The sequence below is a fragment of the Lactobacillus sp. ESL0225 genome, from assembly GCF_003692905.1.
GTDB lineage: Bacteria > Bacillota > Bacilli > Lactobacillales > Lactobacillaceae > Lactobacillus > Lactobacillus bombicola.
Genome location: NZ_REHK01000007.1, coordinates 331,995 through 348,785, shown reverse-complemented (window position 1 = coordinate 348,785; position 16,791 = coordinate 331,995). Strand labels below are relative to the sequence as shown.

The following is a 16,791-nucleotide window of genomic DNA, read 5'->3' as shown; positions in this document are numbered from 1 at the left end:
TTCGTGACGAATAAAAACGAACTTTTCTTACGCCTTTTAGAGCAGATTAATTTCCCTAAACAATTTGAAGATGAGGATATACTGCAAAAGGGCCAAATTGAGAACGTGGATGTTTACGCTAAAGAGCATAGATGGGATATCCATGTTCTTTTTGCTACACCGTTAAAGTTTGCCACTTATGATGCTCTAAATAAGGCAATTACGGCAAGCTTTTCTTCATTTGTTAAAACACATTTGTTTGTGCGATCAGAAAACGGAGATGATAATTATTTAACTGACTATTGGCAATATGCAGTCCAAACCTCGCAGTTATTGCAACCAGTTGCACGAGAGTTTATTGCAAGCCATCAACCGCGAAAAGAAGATGAACGGTGGATTATTCCGGTTGACAATTTAGTGGTAGACGGGCTATTGGAACAAAAGGTATTAGACCAGTTAGCAATTGAAATGAGAGATTACGGCTTTTTCAATTTAAAGTTTGTAACGGAAATCGATGAGGCCAGCTCACAAAGTAATTTGGCAAGTTTACAGCAATTACAGGAACAGCATGAGCAAAATATGCAAGAGGCTTATTTAGCAACCCCACCAAAGGAATACTCTAAAAAACCGATTTATCAAACTAAAAAAACGCGCTATGGTAACCGAACACTTGATAAAAAAATGACGGTAACTCAAATTAAGGATGTTATTGCCGGAACCAGAAATGTGGTTATTGAGGGCAACATTTTTAATACTGATGTACGGGAACTTAAAAACGGCTCTCATATTTATATGGGAGAAATTACTGATTATACTGATTCAATTTCATTCAAAAAGTTTATTTCGGATGATGATCAACTAGAAAATATTAGTAAATTGAAACGGGGAACTTGGGCTAAGATGCAGGGTACTGCAGCTGAAGATCAATGGAGCCACGACGTTGTTTTTAATATTTCTTCTTTTGAAGTAGTTGAACATACTGAGAGAATTGAAAAGTATAAAGGTGAAGAGAAGCGTATTGAATTGCATTTGCATACTAATATGAGTCAGCTTGATGCAACTAATACAGCGACTGATTTTGTTTTAGCAGCTAAACGATTTGGGCAAAAGGCGATTGCTATTACAGATCATGCAGATGTACAGGCCTTTCCTGAAGCTTATAATGCTGGCAAGAAGAATGGTATAAAGATTGTTTATGGTCTTGAAGCAAATATGATTGATGATCGTGCGTTATTGATCCTTAATCCTGCGCCAATGAAATATGAAGATCAAGAATTCGTAATTTTTGATGTTGAAACAACTGGATTATCGTCAGTTTATGACACTATTATCGAAATTGGTGCCGTAAAAATGAAAAATGGCGAAGTAATTGATCGGTTTGATAAATTTATAAATCCGCATCACCCTCTAAGTGAACAAACGATTAACTTAACTTCTATTACTGATGAAATGGTAAAGGCTGCTGATGATGAAGACGTTGTAATTAAACAGTTTCAGGATTTTTATGGTGCAAGGCCGCTTTGTGGTCATAATGTTCAATTTGATGTCGGTTTTGTAAATGCTGCTTTAAAAAGAGCAAATTTGAGTGAAATCACACAGCCAGTAGTTGATACCCTTGAAATTTCAAGGCTCCTTCATCCAGAACAAACGCGACACACCCTCGATTCATTAGCTAAAAAATACAATGTTGTACTTGAACATCATCACAGAGCAAATCAAGATGCAGAAGCAACGGGTTATTTAATGTTTAAACTACTTACTGCCTTTACTGAAAAATTTGGTGAGGCCGATTTGGGAAAAATGAATGATTATGCTGCCCATGGTCAAGTGTTTAAAAGAGCACGACCGCAACATATGTCTATATTGGCTCAAACTCAAGCTGGCTTAAAAAATATGTATCGTTTAGTTTCTATTGCGAGCACTGAAGACTTTTATCGTATTCCACGTACCCCTAAATCTGATTTAATTGAAAACCATGAAGGCTTGCTTTATGGATCTGGCTGCGGTGAAGGTGAAGTTTTTACTGCAATGATGCAAAAAGGCTATGATGAAGCACGCAAGAAGGCAGAATTTTATGATTATTTGGAAATTCAACCACCTGCAAATTACGCCGCAATGATTGACAATCACTTAATTGCTGATGAAGCAGAATTAGAAGAAATTTTAAGTAATATATATCAATTAGGGCAAGAATTAAATAAGCCCGTTGTTGCAACTGGAGATGCCCATTACGTTGAACCGCATGACGCTATTTACAGGACAATTTTAATTTCTGCGCAAAGGGGTAACCCTGATCGAAATAAAAAACAACCTGATTTGCATTTTTATACTACTCAAGAAATGCTAGATGCTTTTAGCTTTTTAGGTGAAGAAGCGGCTCAAGAAATTGTTATTACAAATCCAAATAAAATTGCTGAATCAGTTGAAGAAATTGCACCAATTAAAGATGGACTTTATCCGCCACATATTGAAAATGCTGATGAAGAAATGAAAAAGCTGACGTATGATAAAGCGCATGAGCTTTATGGCAATCCGCTACCTAAGCTAGTTCAAGACCGTGTTGATATGGAATTGCATTCGATTATTTCAAATGGCTATGCAGTCATTTACTTAATATCACAACGATTAGTTGCCAAGTCAAATAAAGACGGTTATTTAGTTGGTTCACGTGGTTCAGTTGGTTCTAGTCTTGTTGCAACAATGTCTGGAATTACGGAAGTTAATCCACTCGCGCCGCATTATCGTTGTCCGAAATGTAAATATTCCCAATTTTTTGAGAATGGTGAATATGGTTCTGGCTATGATTTACCTGATAAAAAGTGTCCCAAATGTGATACAGATTTGGTCAAAGACGGCCAAGATATACCTTTTGCCACTTTTTTAGGTTTTCACGGAGATAAAGTTCCAGATATTGATTTGAACTTTTCTGGTGACTATCAACCAGTGGCACATAATTTTATTCGGGTGATGTTTGGCCCCGTAAATTCTTATCGAGCTGGGACAATTGCGACAGTTGCAGATAAAACAGCATATGGTTATGCTAAACATTACGATGATGAAAAAGAGTTAAATCTGCGAAGAGCAGAATTAGATCGTTTAGCAGCAGGAGTCAGCGGAGTAAAACGAACAACTGGGCAACATCCAGCTGGTATTGTTGTAGTTCCGGATGATATGGATATTTATGATTTTACTCCAGTACAATACCCAGCAGATGATGTTAATGCAACATGGAAAACAACTCATTTTGATTTTCATTCGATTCATGACAATATATTGAAATTTGATATTTTAGGACATGATGATCCAACGATGATTAGAATGCTTCAAGACTTATCAGGAGTAGACCCACTGTCTATTCCACCTGATGATCCCGGCGTTATGTCATTATTTTCTAGTCCTGATATCTTAGGAGTGACACCAGAGCAAATACAATCTAAAACTGGAACTTTAGGAGTACCAGAATTTGGGACGAGATTTGTTCGTGGTATGCTTGAAGAAACTAAGCCAACTACTTTTTCCGAATTATTACAGATTTCTGGTCTTTCTCATGGGACGGATGTCTGGTTAGGTAATGCAGAGGAACTAATTAATAATGGTATTTGCAAACTAAAAAATGTAATTGGTTGTCGTGATAATATTATGACAGATCTTATTCACTGGGGTGTTAAACCTGAAGTTGCCTTTTCGACTATGGAATCGGTTCGGCATGGTCGTGGTATCAGTGAGGAAGACATGGCTGTTTTACAAGAAAATAATAAAATTCCTAGTTGGTATATTCAGTCTTGTTTGAAAATAAAATATATGTTTCCGAAGGCCCACGCTACTGCTTATATTTTAATGGCCTTAAGAATTGCTTGGTTTAAAGTTTACTATCCTGAAATATATTACACTGCTTATTTTTCAGTTCGGGCTGATCTGTTTGATTTAGTAGCAATGAGTCATGGTAAAAATACTGTTAAAAAGGCAATGAGTGACCTTCAAGCCAAAGGTAATGATGCTTCTGCTAAAGATAAAAGTCTATTAACTGTGTTAGAAATTGCTAATGAGTGTCTTGAACGTGGTATTAGTATAAAAATGGTTGATATTAATAAATCTGAAGCAACTAATTTTACAATTGTTGACCAACATACAATTTTAGCGCCATTTAATGCCGTTCCTGGCTTAGGGATAAATGCTGCAAAACAAATTGTTGCTGCACGAGCAGAACAAGAATTTTTATCAAAAGAAGATTTGGCAAAAAGGGGCAAAGTATCGCAGACAATCATGGACTATTTAGAAGAAAATGGTGTTTTGGAAGGCTTGCCTGATCAAAATCAACTATCACTCTTTTGATTTTTGCAGTATTAGTATAAATATGATATAATTAATAAAGAAGTTCGAATAAGTGATTCGGAGTGAGCATTGATTGCTCACTCTTTTTATTACGGAGGAAAGTACTTGGCGAAAGTTAAAGAAGCTGTTCTTGCAGAAATTATCCCAATTATAAAGTCACGTGGAGATGAATTGGTAGATAGTGAATATGTGAAAGAAAAAGGACAAAATTATTTACGCATATATGTGGATCGAGATGATGGAATTGATATGGATGAAATTGCTGGGCTTAGTGAGCTGATTTCTACTAAGTTAGATGAATTAAGCCCTGATCCATTTCCTGACCCCTATATTTTAGAAGTTTCTTCTCCTGGTATTGAGCGACCAATAAAAACTAATAATGATTGGCAAAAGGCTTTGAATAATTACATTCATATTGCACTTTATCAAAAAATCGATAACCAAAAAGAATATGAAGGTATTTTAAAGTCATATACTAATGACGAGATAAAATTGGAAATTAAAATTAAAACAAGGCGGAAGCAGTTAACTATTCCCCGTAAACTAGTTGCAAATGTTCGATTTGCAATTGAATTTTAGAAAGGTTGATTAAAACTTATGTCTAAAGAAATGCTAGAGGCGTTTGCTACTTTAGAAGAAACAAAAGGTATTAAGCAAGAGGTAATTGTTGAAGCAATTGAAGCAGCCCTCGTTGCAGCATATAAAAAGAATTATAACCAAGCAACTAATGTTGTAGTTAAATTTGATGAACGTAAGGGCGACTTTAGGTTAATGACTGAGAAGGTTGTTGTGGAAGAAGTTCATGATGATCGACTAGAAATTAGTTTAAAAGATGCTTTAGCAATCAACCGTGCATATGAATTAGGGGATACAATTCGCTTTGAAGTTGCACCAAAGAACTTCGGTCGCATTGCAGCTCAAACAGCCAAACAAGTTATCATGCAACATTTACGTGAGGCTGAAAGAAATCAGATAATTAGTGAATATTCAAAGTACGAAGATGAATTAATTACTGGAACAGTTGAAAGACGTGATAATCGCTTTGTCTATGTTAAAATTGGTAATGTAGAAGCTGTTATGCCTCGCAATGATCAAATGCCAAATGAAATTTATAATCCTCAAGATCAAATTCGTGTACTAGTAACTCATGTTGGTTCTGATTCCAAAGGAGCTCAAATTACAGTTTCACGAACTGCACCAGATATGGTTAAAAGATTATTTGAACAGGAAGTCCCAGAAATTTTTGATGGTACGGTTGAAATCATTTCTATTGCGCGTGAAGCTGGTGATAGAACTAAAATCGCGGTAAAATCAAATGATCCTAATATTGATCCTGTTGGAACCTGTGTTGGTCAACGTGGTACACGTGTGCAAAATGTTGTTAATGAACTTGATGGTGAAAATATTGATATTGTCAATTACGAGCAAGATCCGTCAGACTTTATTGCTAATGCCCTAAATCCTGCAGAAGTTATTGCAGTTCAATTTAGCGATGAAGCAGATGAAAAAAGTGCATTGGTAATTGTACCTGATTATCAATTATCACTTGCTATTGGTAAGAAGGGGCAGAATGTTCGCTTAGCTGCACGCTTAACTGGCTATAAAATTGACATTAGACCAGAATCTGAAGTTGAGTTTGTTGATGAAGTAAATGACAATACAGAAGAAAGCACTGACTCTGTATCAAATGAGAAGCAATCAGGTACTGACCATGAAGACCAATTGAGTGATATACAAGAGACTAAGCAAAATTTAGAAATAAATGAGCATATTGATAATGAATAAGGCAAGGAGGAATTTTTTTGAAAAAAAGAAAGATTCCAATGCGAAAAGATTTATTAACTAATAGTATGCAACCTAAAAAAGAGTTAGTTCGCATTGTAATTGATAAAGAAAAAAATGTTTTTGTTGACCCAACTGGTAAAAAGCCAGGTCGTGGTGCTTATGTTTCATTAGATCCTACTAAAATTAAGTCTGCACAAGAAAAAGGCGTGTTAGATCGCAGTCTCGGAACTAAAATTTCAGCAGCATTCTATGACGAGTTATATGCTTATGTCGATCATCAAAAGGCAAGAAAAGAATTATTTGGTGATAGTTAGATTTGCAAAGTAGACAAAAAGCGTTGAATTTGCTAGGTCTTGCGGAGCGAGCTGGGAAAATAATTTCAGGTCAGGAACTTGTTCTTGTGGGGCTCAAAGCAAAGAAAATCAAAGTTGTTATTTTGGCTAATGACTGCCATGAAGGTACAAGTGAAAAGATCAATAGAATTACTACCAAAAGTGGGATAAGTATTATTTCTGCTTTTAATAGTGATGAAATTTCACATGCAATTGGCAAAAAGCGTAAAGTATTAGGTATTACTGATATTGGTTTTTATAAAGCATTAGTACAAAAGATTAATGAAGGAGTGTGATTGGATGACTAGAACAAGAATTTATGAAATTGCAAAAGAGTTAGGCATCGAGAATAAAGTTGTGGTTAATAAAGCGAAAGAACTCGGCTTCGATGTAAAGAATCATATGTCATCATTGGAAGATTCAGAAGTGAATCAGATAAAGGGTAGTTTTCAAAACCCCGCTCCCACTAAAAAGGAAGAGAAATCCGCTTTGAAAAATAGTAAAATCAAAGTTTCTGTAACTTCAATTCGTAAAAACGAAAAAAAGGTTGATGAAAAAAAGACTACCAAAAAGCGGAATACTAATCGTGTAAATGATCAGGTTCATCGTGATCAAGCAAACAAAAAGCAAAAGATCAAAACAAATCATAATGAAAAAGCGTCTAAGCCGGCAGCACAAGACTTGCTAAAGCAATTAAAGCAAAAACAGCGAGTTGAAGAAAATTCATTAAATCAGCAAACAAAACAGGTTAGTCGGCATGATTTTGAAAAGTCAAATGAAGAAAAGCCAACTAAAAAAATAGAAGAAGTGAAAAAAATAAGTTCAAATGAAAAGCAAACTGTTAAAAAAGTAGCAGTTACTCCTAAGACAGTCGGTCCTAAAATAATTAAGCCTTCGCCAGCAAGAATGAAACAAAATCAGGCGTCTTCTTCGGTTAATAAGCACCGAGTTATTGAAGATAATACCGCGATAGAGCCTGTGAAAGATGAGAATCGGCGTGGTAATGGTCATACTCGCAATTCTGGTAAGCCTGGCCGTAAGGGAAAAAGCCAAAATTACGCTGGCAATAATTTTTCAAAGCATCAAGAAAAACGCAAAAATAAGGGTAAAAAGCGGCAATTTGAACAATTACCTAAAAAACAACCAACTCAACGCAAAGAGCGCCCATTGCCAGAAACTTTAGTTTATGAAGTCGGGATGAATGCTCAAGATTTGGGTAAATTATTGCATCGTGAGCCAGCAGAAATTGTTAAAAAATTATTTATGCTTGGAGTGATGACCAATCAAAATCAATCATTAGATAAAGATGCAATTGAGTTGATTGCGGCTGAATATGGGATTAACGCTGAAGAAAAAATTCATGAAGATATTTCCGACATTGATACTCTTTATGAAAAACAAATGGAAGCTTCGCAAAATTCGAAATTACAAGTTAAACGCCCACCAGTCGTTACAATTATGGGACACGTTGATCACGGTAAGACAACTTTATTAGATCGCTTACGCCATACACAAGTTTCAGCACACGAAGCTGGTGGTATTACTCAAAAAATTGGAGCTTATCAAGTTAAAATAGATAATAAGCCAATAACGTTTTTGGATACTCCAGGTCATGCGGCATTTTCAAATATGCGTGAACGTGGTGCAGAAATAACAGATATTGTTGTTTTAGTTGTTGCAGCTGACGATGGAGTAATGCCACAAACTATTGAAGCAATTGATCATGCTAAAAGTGCAAAAGTACCAATAATTGTTGCAATTAACAAAATGGATGTGCCTGGTGCTAATCCGGAACATGTTACCGAACAATTAATGAAATATAATTTAATACCAGAAGATTATGGTGGAGATACCATTTATGTTCAAATATCTGCTAAAACTGGTGAAAATGTTGATGAGCTTTTGCAGATGATTTTACTTCAAGCTGATTTAATGGAACTAAAGGCTGATCCTAAGCAAAAGGCTATTGGTACAGTAATTGAAGCTCGGTTATCTCGGGGACGTGGTCCAGTTGCTGATTTATTAATTCAGCAAGGTACGTTGCATACTGGAGATCCGATTGTTGTGGGGAATCGTTTTGGACGCGTTCGGGTAATGACCAATGATCGTGGACGTCAAGTTGAAAAAGCTACCCCATCGATGCCAGTTGAAATTACTGGGCTAAATGATGTGCCAGAATCTGCTGATAAGATAGTTGTCTTTGATGATGAAAAGACAGCACGTAGTGTCGGCGAACAGAGGGCGCAACAAGCATTACAGCAATCCAGGGAAAATGTACAACATGTAACCCTTGATAATCTTTTCGATACAATGAAGAAAGAGAATATGAAAGAAGTTGGTGTTGTCTTAAAAGCTGATGTTCAAGGATCTGTTGAAGCTTTACAACAATCATTTGAAAAAATTGACGTTGAGGGTGTCCGGGTTAATATTATTCACGCTGGTGTTGGTGCAGTTAATGAATCCGATGTAACATTAGCTGCCGCATCGAACGCATTTATTATTGGTTTTAATGTTCGTCCGACTGTAACCGCTAAGTCGCAGGCGGAAACAGATGGCGGAGTCGACATACGTTTATATAGTGTTATTTATAAAGCAATTGATGATGTTAAAGCCGCTATGCAAGGAATGCTTGAGCCAACATATGAAGATAAAGTTGTCGGGAATTTGACCGTGCGTGAAACATGGAAAGTTTCTAAAGTCGGCACTATTGCTGGAGCTTTTGTTGATTCAGGCTATATCTCACGTGATGCGGATGTTAATTTGATTCGTAATGGTGTTGTAATCTATACTGGTAAAGTTGGTTCATTAAAACGGTTTAAAGATGATACCAAAATTGTTAAGCAGGGCTTTGACTGTGGTTTAACAATCGAAGGTTATAATGACATTAAAATTGGCGATGAGCTGGAAGCAGTTGAACAACAGGAAGTTAAGCCACAAAAATAGTGTGATTAGGAGCAAAGTATGAAACATAGAATTGGTCGTGTTGAAGGCGAAATTCTGCGTGAATTAACTAAAATTTTACGAAAAGATATTCGTGATGCACGTGTTAAAGATGTAACGATTACAGCAGTTGAATGTACCAATGATTTGTCTTATGCTACTGTTTATTACAGCATTCTTTCTGAAAATCCAAAAAAGGAAGAAGAAACGGCTATTGGTTTGGAAAAAGCTAAGGGAATGATGCGTCATCTCTTAGGACAAATTTTAACTGTTTATAAAGTTCCAGAATTAATTTTTAAACGGGATAATTCAGTTAAATATGGTAGTAAGATTGATCGTTTAATTGCAGAAGTAAAAAAGCAAGATGCAGATCGCAATAATTAAGAAAAGCGCTGGTTAGCGCTTTTTTAGTAGGTAGGGAAATGATTAACGGAATATTAGTAATTGATAAAGAAAAGGGTATGACGAGTGCAGATGTTGTTTACCATTTGCGTAAAGTACTGCATATTAAAAAAATTGGCCATGCGGGAACTTTAGACCCTGATGTAACTGGAGTTTTACCGATTGCAATTGGACAAGCAACAAAATTGATTGAATTAATGCATCAAAAAAATAAAAAATATTGTGGTGCAGGCCTGTTAGGTTATGCCACGGATAGTTATGACACATCTGGTAAAGTGCTCGAAACTAAACGTTTAACAACGAAAATTAGTAAAGATACTCTGCAAACAAGGATGCAAGAGTTTATTGGAAAAATAGAACAGGTTCCACCAATTTACTCAGCTGTACGTTTAAATGGCAGGCACCTCTATGAATATGCACGCGAAGGTATTGCGGTTGAACGACCAAAGCGATCAGTTAAAATTTTTGCATACAACGCGGTTGATGAGCCTCAATTTGACTTAGAAAAGGGACAGGAAACTTTTAATTTTGAAATTGAATGTAGTAAAGGCACATATGTGCGTTCACTTGTCAATGACCTAGGCGAAAATATAGGTGTTCCGGCAGTAATGCAAACCTTACGAAGGACAGCAAGCTCAGGCTTTAATCTCAGTCAAGCTGTTAAACTAGATGAAATTATTAGCAATCCAGCTATAGCTGAAAAAGCAATACAACCAATCGAAGTATTTTTCAAAGATTATCAGACAATTGACTTGAACGAAAATCAATGGCTAAAGGTAAAAAATGGGGCAGCAATTGCTTTGAAAACGAATGCAAAAAAAGTTGCATTAAGGTACAATAATAAAGTTAAGGCGATTTATCAAGCCAGAGGTACAATGTACCGTCCTGAATTAATGCTTTTGCAAAATAATTAGATGAAATGAAGGTTCAACAGTGCAAATTATTCATTTATCTTATCCAGTTAAAAAGAATATTGTCCCGGGTAAAATTGTATTGGCTCTCGGCTTTTTTGATGGTGTTCATCGTGGACATCAGCAGTTAATAAAGGTCGCAAAGAACACTGCCAATAGTAAGGGCTTACCCTTAGTGCTAATGACATTTGATCGGCATCCTAAGGAGGTCTATCAAAACCAAGTAGTGAGTTATATTGATACCCTAGATGAAAAGATATATAAAATGCGGCAGCTTGGAGTAGATTATTTGTTGGTGATGCATTTTAATGAGCAATTTAGCAAAGTAAGTGCTCAAGAATTTGTAGATAATATTATTGTTAAACTTAATACTGAGACTGTTGTTGCTGGTTTTGATTATACCTATGGACCTAAAAATATTGCCAATATGCAGAATTTACCTAAATTTGCGCAAAACAGATTTGAGATTATTACAGTTCCGGAACAAACATACAATGACCAAAAAATTGGCTCAACAGAGATTAAAAGAGCTATTAAAAATGGAAAAATGGACTTAGTTAAAGACTTACTTGGCACACCTTATGTCATGTCCGGTTATATTGGGCACGGACTGCGTAATGGTCACAAGTTGGGCTTTCCAACTGCTAATTTAGTTTGGGATGAGAATAAGGTGATTCCTAAAGTTGGCGTTTATGCTACGAGGACAATGATTAATGGTAAGTGGTATGAATCAATGACTAGTGTAGGCTATAATGTAACAATTAACAGTGCCCAAAAAATATATATTGAATCTAACTTATTTGGTTTTAGTGAAGAGGCTTATGACCAAAAGATAATAATTAAGTGGTATAAGTATACACGCGGAGAAATAAAGTTTGCTAATTTAAATCAACTAAAAGAGCAAATGAAACAGGATAAATTAAAGATTACAGACTATTTTGAGCAGTACAGATAAGTTAAAATTGTTGCAAAAATTTATTTCAAAATAATTAGCACTCAGCTTGACATTCTGCTAAATACTAGTATCATAATAATTGTTAGCACAAAGCAAATAAGAGTGCTAAAAGTGAGGGCGATATTTATGTTGACCGAACGTCAAGAATTAATTTTAAAAACAATTATTAATAATTTTACACAGACACATGATCCTGTCGGTTCAAAAACTGTAATGAACCAACTGCCAATTAAAGTTTCCAGTGCAACTATTCGTAATGAAATGGCTCTTTTAGAAGACAAGGGCTTAATTGAAAAAACTCATTTATCTAGTGGCCGTTTACCATCAACTGATGGCTATCGGTACTATTTAGATAATTTAGTTGAGCCATTACGTTTGCCAGCATCAGTATATGATAGAATTATGCTACAATTTAGCCAGCCATTTCATCAAGTTAATGAAATTGTTCAAGAGGCGGCCAAAATTTTATCTGATTTGACTAATTATACTGCTTTTGCTGAAGGACCAGAGAGTAATTCTTTAACTATTACTGGTTTTCGAATTGTTCCATTAGTGAATAGGCAAGTTATGGCTATTTTGGTTACCAGTGATGGGAATGTTCACAGTCAAGTTTATCGTTTACCCTATAATATTGGTGGCGATGAAGTTGAAAAAGCTGTGCGAATGCTAAACAATGAATTGGTAGGTAAGACTTTAAACGAAATAAACCCGAGTTCATTGAGTCAAGATTTAAGTGAAAAATTTGGTCTTCATCATATCACTGAATTAATTGAATTGGTTGAAGATGTGGTTAAAGAGGCTACTAGTGAGCAAATGTATGTTGACGGGCAGCTAAATCTTTTAAATAACAGTTCACTAAGCGATGCTTCAAGTTTGAAATCGCTCTATGAATTACTGGGTCATGAAGATTTAGTTTCGAATTTAATGACTAATGTAATGAACTCAAGTGATAGTCACTCACCCATAAGAGTTAGTTTAGGTTCGGAATTATCTAATGATTTATTGAAGGATTATAGTCTTCTTACTGCAGAGTACAGTGTAGGGTCATATGGTAAAGGTATTATTGCTTTACTTGGTCCTAATAATATGCCGTATTCGCAAGTGATTGGCCTACTAGAATATTTTAGAAATGAATTAGCTAAAAAGCTACTGGAATATTATGGCAGATTTAAATAAAGGAGGTTAACTGTGAGTAAAGAAAAACAGACTAATGAAAAAGATTTTATAGAAAATCAACCGGCAACGGATGAAACGAAAGATTTTGAAGCTCAAGTAGATGATCAACAAGCATCTGAATCTGAAAAAGATAAAATCAAATCAGAGTTAACTAGGGTGCAGGAACAAAATAAAGATTTAGAAGATAAATATTTACGTAGTCAAGCAGAAATGCAAAATATGCAAAATCGTTATAATAATGAACGTGCACAATTGATTAAGTATGAATCTCAGTCTTTAGCTAAAGACATTTTACCGGCAATGGATAATTTAGAAAGAGCTTTAGCAATTGAAGTAGATGATGAAGCTTCAAAGCAGCTTAAAAAGGGTGTTCAAATGACTCTTGACTCCTTAATTAAGGCGATGAAAGATCATGGAATTAGTGAAATCGATGCTGAAGGTGTAGAATTTGATCCAAACTTACATCAGGCAGTTCAAACGGTTGCTGCTGAAAATAATGAGCAGAAGAATTATATCGTTCAGGTTTTACAAAAGGGTTATTTATATAAGGATCGCACATTAAGACCAGCAATGGTTGTTGTTGCACAATAATTGAAAGGAAGTTTTATTAATGTCAAAAGTTATCGGTATTGATCTTGGAACAACTAACTCTGCAGTTGCAGTTCTTGAAGGTAAGGAACCAAAAATTATTACTAATCCAGAAGGTAACAGAACTACTCCTTCAGTAGTTGCCTTTAAGGATGGTGAAATTCAAGTTGGTGAAGTAGCTAAACGGCAAGCAATTACTAATCCTAATACTATTTCTTCAATTAAGCGTCACATTGGTGAGGCTGGTTATAAAGTCAAAATTGGGGATAAGGCCTATACACCACAAGAAATTTCTGCAATGATTTTACAATATATTAAGAAATTTTCAGAAGACTATTTAGGTGAGAAGGTTACTGAAGCAGTTATTACGGTTCCAGCTTACTTTAATGATGCTCAACGTCAAGCTACTAAAGATGCTGGTAAAATTGCTGGTTTAGAAGTAAAACGGATTATTAACGAACCAACTGCTTCATCACTTGCTTATGGTTTGGATAAAGATGCTGAAGATGAAAAAGTTTTAGTATATGACCTTGGTGGTGGAACTTTCGATGTTTCTGTTTTGCAACTAGGTGATGGTGTCTTTCAGGTATTATCCACTAATGGTGATACACGTCTTGGTGGTGATGACTTTGATAATAAGATCATTGACTGGCTTGTTAAAGGCTTTAAAGATGAAAATGGTGTGGACTTATCAACTGATAAGATGGCACTACAGAGATTAAAAGATGCTGCTGAAAAAGCTAAGAAAGATCTATCTGGCGTATCTTCAACTCACATTTCACTTCCATTTATTTCTGCTGGTGAAGCCGGTCCATTACACTTAGAAGCTGATTTGACTCGTGCTAAGTTTGATGAATTAACGGCTGATCTTGTTGATCGAACTAAGATTCCATTTGATAATGCACTAAAAGATGCAGACTTAACTGTTAATGATATTGATAAGGTTATTTTAAATGGTGGATCGACTAGAATTCCAGCGGTTCAAGAAGCAGTTAAGAAGTGGTCTGGAAAAGAACCTGACCACTCAATCAATCCTGATGAAGCTGTTGCCTTAGGTGCTGCTATTCAAGGTGGTGTTATTTCAGGTGATGTTAAGGATGTCGTTTTACTCGATGTTACTCCACTTTCACTTGGTATTGAAACCATGGGTGGTGTCTTCACTAAATTAATTGAAAAGAATACCACAATTCCAACGTCTAAGAGTCAAATCTTTTCAACTGCTGCTGATAATCAACCTGCTGTTGATGTCCACGTTTTGCAAGGTGAACGTCCAATGGCTGCTGATGATAAGACCTTGGGTCGTTTTGAACTGACTGATATTCCTGCCGCACCTCGTGGTGTTCCACAAATTCAAGTAACCTTTGATATCGATAAGAATGGAATTGTAAACGTTTCGGCTAAAGATATGGGTACAGGTAAAGAACAAAAGATTACCATTAAGAGTTCATCTGGTTTATCCGATGAAGAAATTCAAAAGATGCAAAAAGAAGCTGAAGAGCATGCCGAAGAAGATAAAAAGAAGAAAGAAGAAGTTGACTTACGCAATGAAGTTGACCAATTAATTTTCTCAACTGAAAAGACTTTGGGTGAAGTTAAGGATAAAGTTTCTGAAGACGACATTAAGAAGGTTCAAGATGCGCTTGATGAATTGAAGCAGGCACAAAAGGACAATAACTTGGAAGAAATGAAGACTAAGAAAGATGCACTATCAAAAGTTGCTCAAGACTTAGCGGTTAAGTTATACCAAGCTAATGGTGGAGCTCAAGGACAACCTGGTGCTGAAGCTGATGGTCAAAATGGCAATGCAGGTGATGGTTCAGCTAGCGATGGCGAATTTCATAAAGTAGACCCTGACAAGTAATGGGTTTATAATTGAATAAATTAGAAAAGAACTGCCATGAAAGTAGTTCTTTTCTTTTGGAAAGTAAGGAGCTTTTAGATGGCACAAGAAGATTATTATAGTGTGCTAGGTGTTGATCGAAATGCCAGTGATAAAGAAATTAATTCTGCTTATCGTAAATTAGCTAAGAAATACCATCCTGATATCAATCATGAACCAGGTGCAGAGGAAAAATACAAAAAAATAAATGAAGCTTATGAAGTTCTTCATGACCCACAAAAGAAGAGTCAGTACGATCAATTTGGTGCAGCTGGTGTGAATGGCCAAGCTGGCTTTGGTGGTGCAGGTCAAGGCTACGGTGACTTTAGTGGTTTCGGTGATTTTGGTGATATTTTTAACGATTTCTTTGGTGGCGCTTCTAGTGGACAGCGACGAGCAGATCCGACTGCACCAACACGCGGCGAAGATTTAGACTATACCCTAACTATTGATTTCATGGATTCTATTACTGGTAAAAAAACGCAAGTTTCATATACTCGTAGTGAAATTTGTGGGACATGTAAGGGAAGTGGTGCTGAAAAGGGTACCCATCCAATTACTTGTGACAAATGTAATGGAACAGGTTATATGACGGTTACACAGAAATCGATGATTGGGATGATTCGACGGCAAACAGTTTGTGACAAATGTAATGGACGAGGGATTATTATTGAACATCCTTGTGGTACGTGTCATGGAAATGGTGTTGTAGATGGTAAAAACACTATAGAAGTTAATATTCCAGCCGGAATTGACAATGGTCAGCAGTTACGCTATGAAGGTCAAGGGGAAGCTGGTAAAAACGGTGGGCCTTATGGTGATTTGTATATTTCATATCGAATAAAACAGTCCAAGGACTTTAAACGAGAAGGGAATACAATTTATACAACGGTGCCAATTTCATTTGCTCAGGCTACTCTTGGGGATGAAATTACAGTTAAAACTGTTCATGGGGAGCAAAAATTAAAAATTCCTGCTGGTACCCAGCCTAATAAAAAATTCACATTAAGAGGTGAGGGAGTTCCATATTTACGTGGTAATGCATGTGGTGACCAGATAACGACAGTTGAAGTACAAATTCCTAAAACTCTTAACGAAAAACAAAGAGCAGCCTTGGTTGACTTTGTTAAGGCTGGCGGGGGATCCATTAACCCACAAGAAAAAGGTTTCTTTGAAAGATTAAAAGAAAAACTGCAATAATTAAGAAAACGCAATTTAGTTATTGCGTTTTTTTATTCTGCTAAACTGTCAATGAAAATCATAGCATTTAAAAATGTTTGCTAGATAATTAATTTAATTGATTTTAGTAGTAATAATTACTTAAAAGTTAATGTTAAGACTTTATTCTGAAACATAGGTCTAACGTGCAGTTATTTTTTCAATATGGGGGTATGGTATAATTGTCTTACACAGAAAGAAGAAAGTAGTCTTCACAATAATATAGTAAATAATTATTAATCTGAAAGTAATTAAGAAATAAAAATTGCATCAATCAGCATTAAAACGTTGATT

General features: G+C 35.8%; 13 protein-coding genes. All 13 read left to right on the top strand.

All coding sequences use genetic code 11. The features are described 5' to 3' along the window. The first annotated feature begins 3 nt into the window (after positions 1-3). The 13 genes from F5ESL0225_RS04720 (at position 4) to dnaJ (ending at position 16,479) form a co-directional block, all read left to right on the top strand. The gene (locus tag F5ESL0225_RS04720) at positions 4-4,311 is read left to right on the top strand and encodes a PolC-type DNA polymerase III (protein WP_122047968.1); all 4,308 of its coding nucleotides are present in this window, start codon (positions 4-6) and stop codon (positions 4,309-4,311) included. Between the two features lie 105 nt (positions 4,312-4,416). After that, entirely contained in the window at positions 4,417-4,890 is a 474-nt protein-coding gene (rimP, locus tag F5ESL0225_RS04715; RefSeq protein ID WP_090092189.1) for a ribosome maturation factor RimP, read from the top strand. Between the two features lie 18 nt (positions 4,891-4,908). Further along, positions 4,909-6,096 carry a transcription termination factor NusA gene (gene nusA / locus F5ESL0225_RS04710; RefSeq protein WP_122021847.1) on the top strand — a complete coding sequence of 396 codons (1,188 nt, stop codon included), beginning with the start codon at positions 4,909-4,911 and terminating at the stop codon, positions 6,094-6,096. 17 nt (positions 6,097-6,113) lie between these two features. Then, positions 6,114-6,410 carry an RNase P modulator RnpM gene (rnpM, locus tag F5ESL0225_RS04705; RefSeq protein WP_090092186.1) on the top strand — a complete coding sequence of 99 codons (297 nt, stop codon included), beginning with the start codon at positions 6,114-6,116 and terminating at the stop codon, positions 6,408-6,410. A gap of 2 nt (positions 6,411-6,412) precedes the next feature. After that, positions 6,413-6,724 carry a ribosomal L7Ae/L30e/S12e/Gadd45 family protein gene (locus F5ESL0225_RS04700; RefSeq protein WP_122021846.1) on the top strand — a complete coding sequence of 104 codons (312 nt, stop codon included), beginning with the start codon at positions 6,413-6,415 and terminating at the stop codon, positions 6,722-6,724. Positions 6,725-6,728: 4 nt separating this feature from the next. Further along, positions 6,729-9,371: a translation initiation factor IF-2 gene (gene infB, locus F5ESL0225_RS04695; RefSeq protein ID WP_122021845.1), complete on the top strand. Its 2,643-nt coding sequence runs from the start codon at positions 6,729-6,731 to the stop codon at positions 9,369-9,371. A gap of 18 nt (positions 9,372-9,389) precedes the next feature. After that, the gene (locus F5ESL0225_RS04690; RefSeq protein ID WP_090092181.1) at positions 9,390-9,752 is read left to right on the top strand and encodes a ribosome-binding factor A; all 363 of its coding nucleotides are present in this window, start codon (positions 9,390-9,392) and stop codon (positions 9,750-9,752) included. A gap of 38 nt (positions 9,753-9,790) precedes the next feature. Next, a complete protein-coding gene (truB, locus tag F5ESL0225_RS04685) occupies positions 9,791-10,684 on the top strand; it encodes a tRNA pseudouridine(55) synthase TruB (RefSeq protein ID WP_122047967.1) in 894 nt (297 codons plus the stop codon). A 19-nt stretch (positions 10,685-10,703) separates the two neighbouring features. Continuing rightward, positions 10,704-11,636: a riboflavin biosynthesis protein RibF gene (ribF, locus tag F5ESL0225_RS04680; protein WP_122021843.1), complete on the top strand. Its 933-nt coding sequence runs from the start codon at positions 10,704-10,706 to the stop codon at positions 11,634-11,636. 126 nt (positions 11,637-11,762) lie between these two features. Continuing rightward, complete coding sequence (hrcA, locus tag F5ESL0225_RS04675) at positions 11,763-12,812, top strand: heat-inducible transcriptional repressor HrcA (RefSeq protein WP_122024718.1); 1,050 nt, start codon at positions 11,763-11,765, stop codon at positions 12,810-12,812. A gap of 12 nt (positions 12,813-12,824) precedes the next feature. Then, positions 12,825-13,403, top strand: coding sequence for a nucleotide exchange factor GrpE (gene grpE, locus F5ESL0225_RS04670; RefSeq protein WP_122021841.1), 579 nt, complete (start codon positions 12,825-12,827; stop codon positions 13,401-13,403). Positions 13,404-13,422: 19 nt separating this feature from the next. Next, complete coding sequence (dnaK, locus tag F5ESL0225_RS04665) at positions 13,423-15,261, top strand: molecular chaperone DnaK (protein WP_090092174.1); 1,839 nt, start codon at positions 13,423-13,425, stop codon at positions 15,259-15,261. Positions 15,262-15,339: 78 nt separating this feature from the next. Further along, positions 15,340-16,479, top strand: coding sequence for a molecular chaperone DnaJ (gene dnaJ, locus F5ESL0225_RS04660; protein ID WP_122021840.1), 1,140 nt, complete (start codon positions 15,340-15,342; stop codon positions 16,477-16,479). The last annotated feature ends 312 nt before the right edge of the window (positions 16,480-16,791 follow it).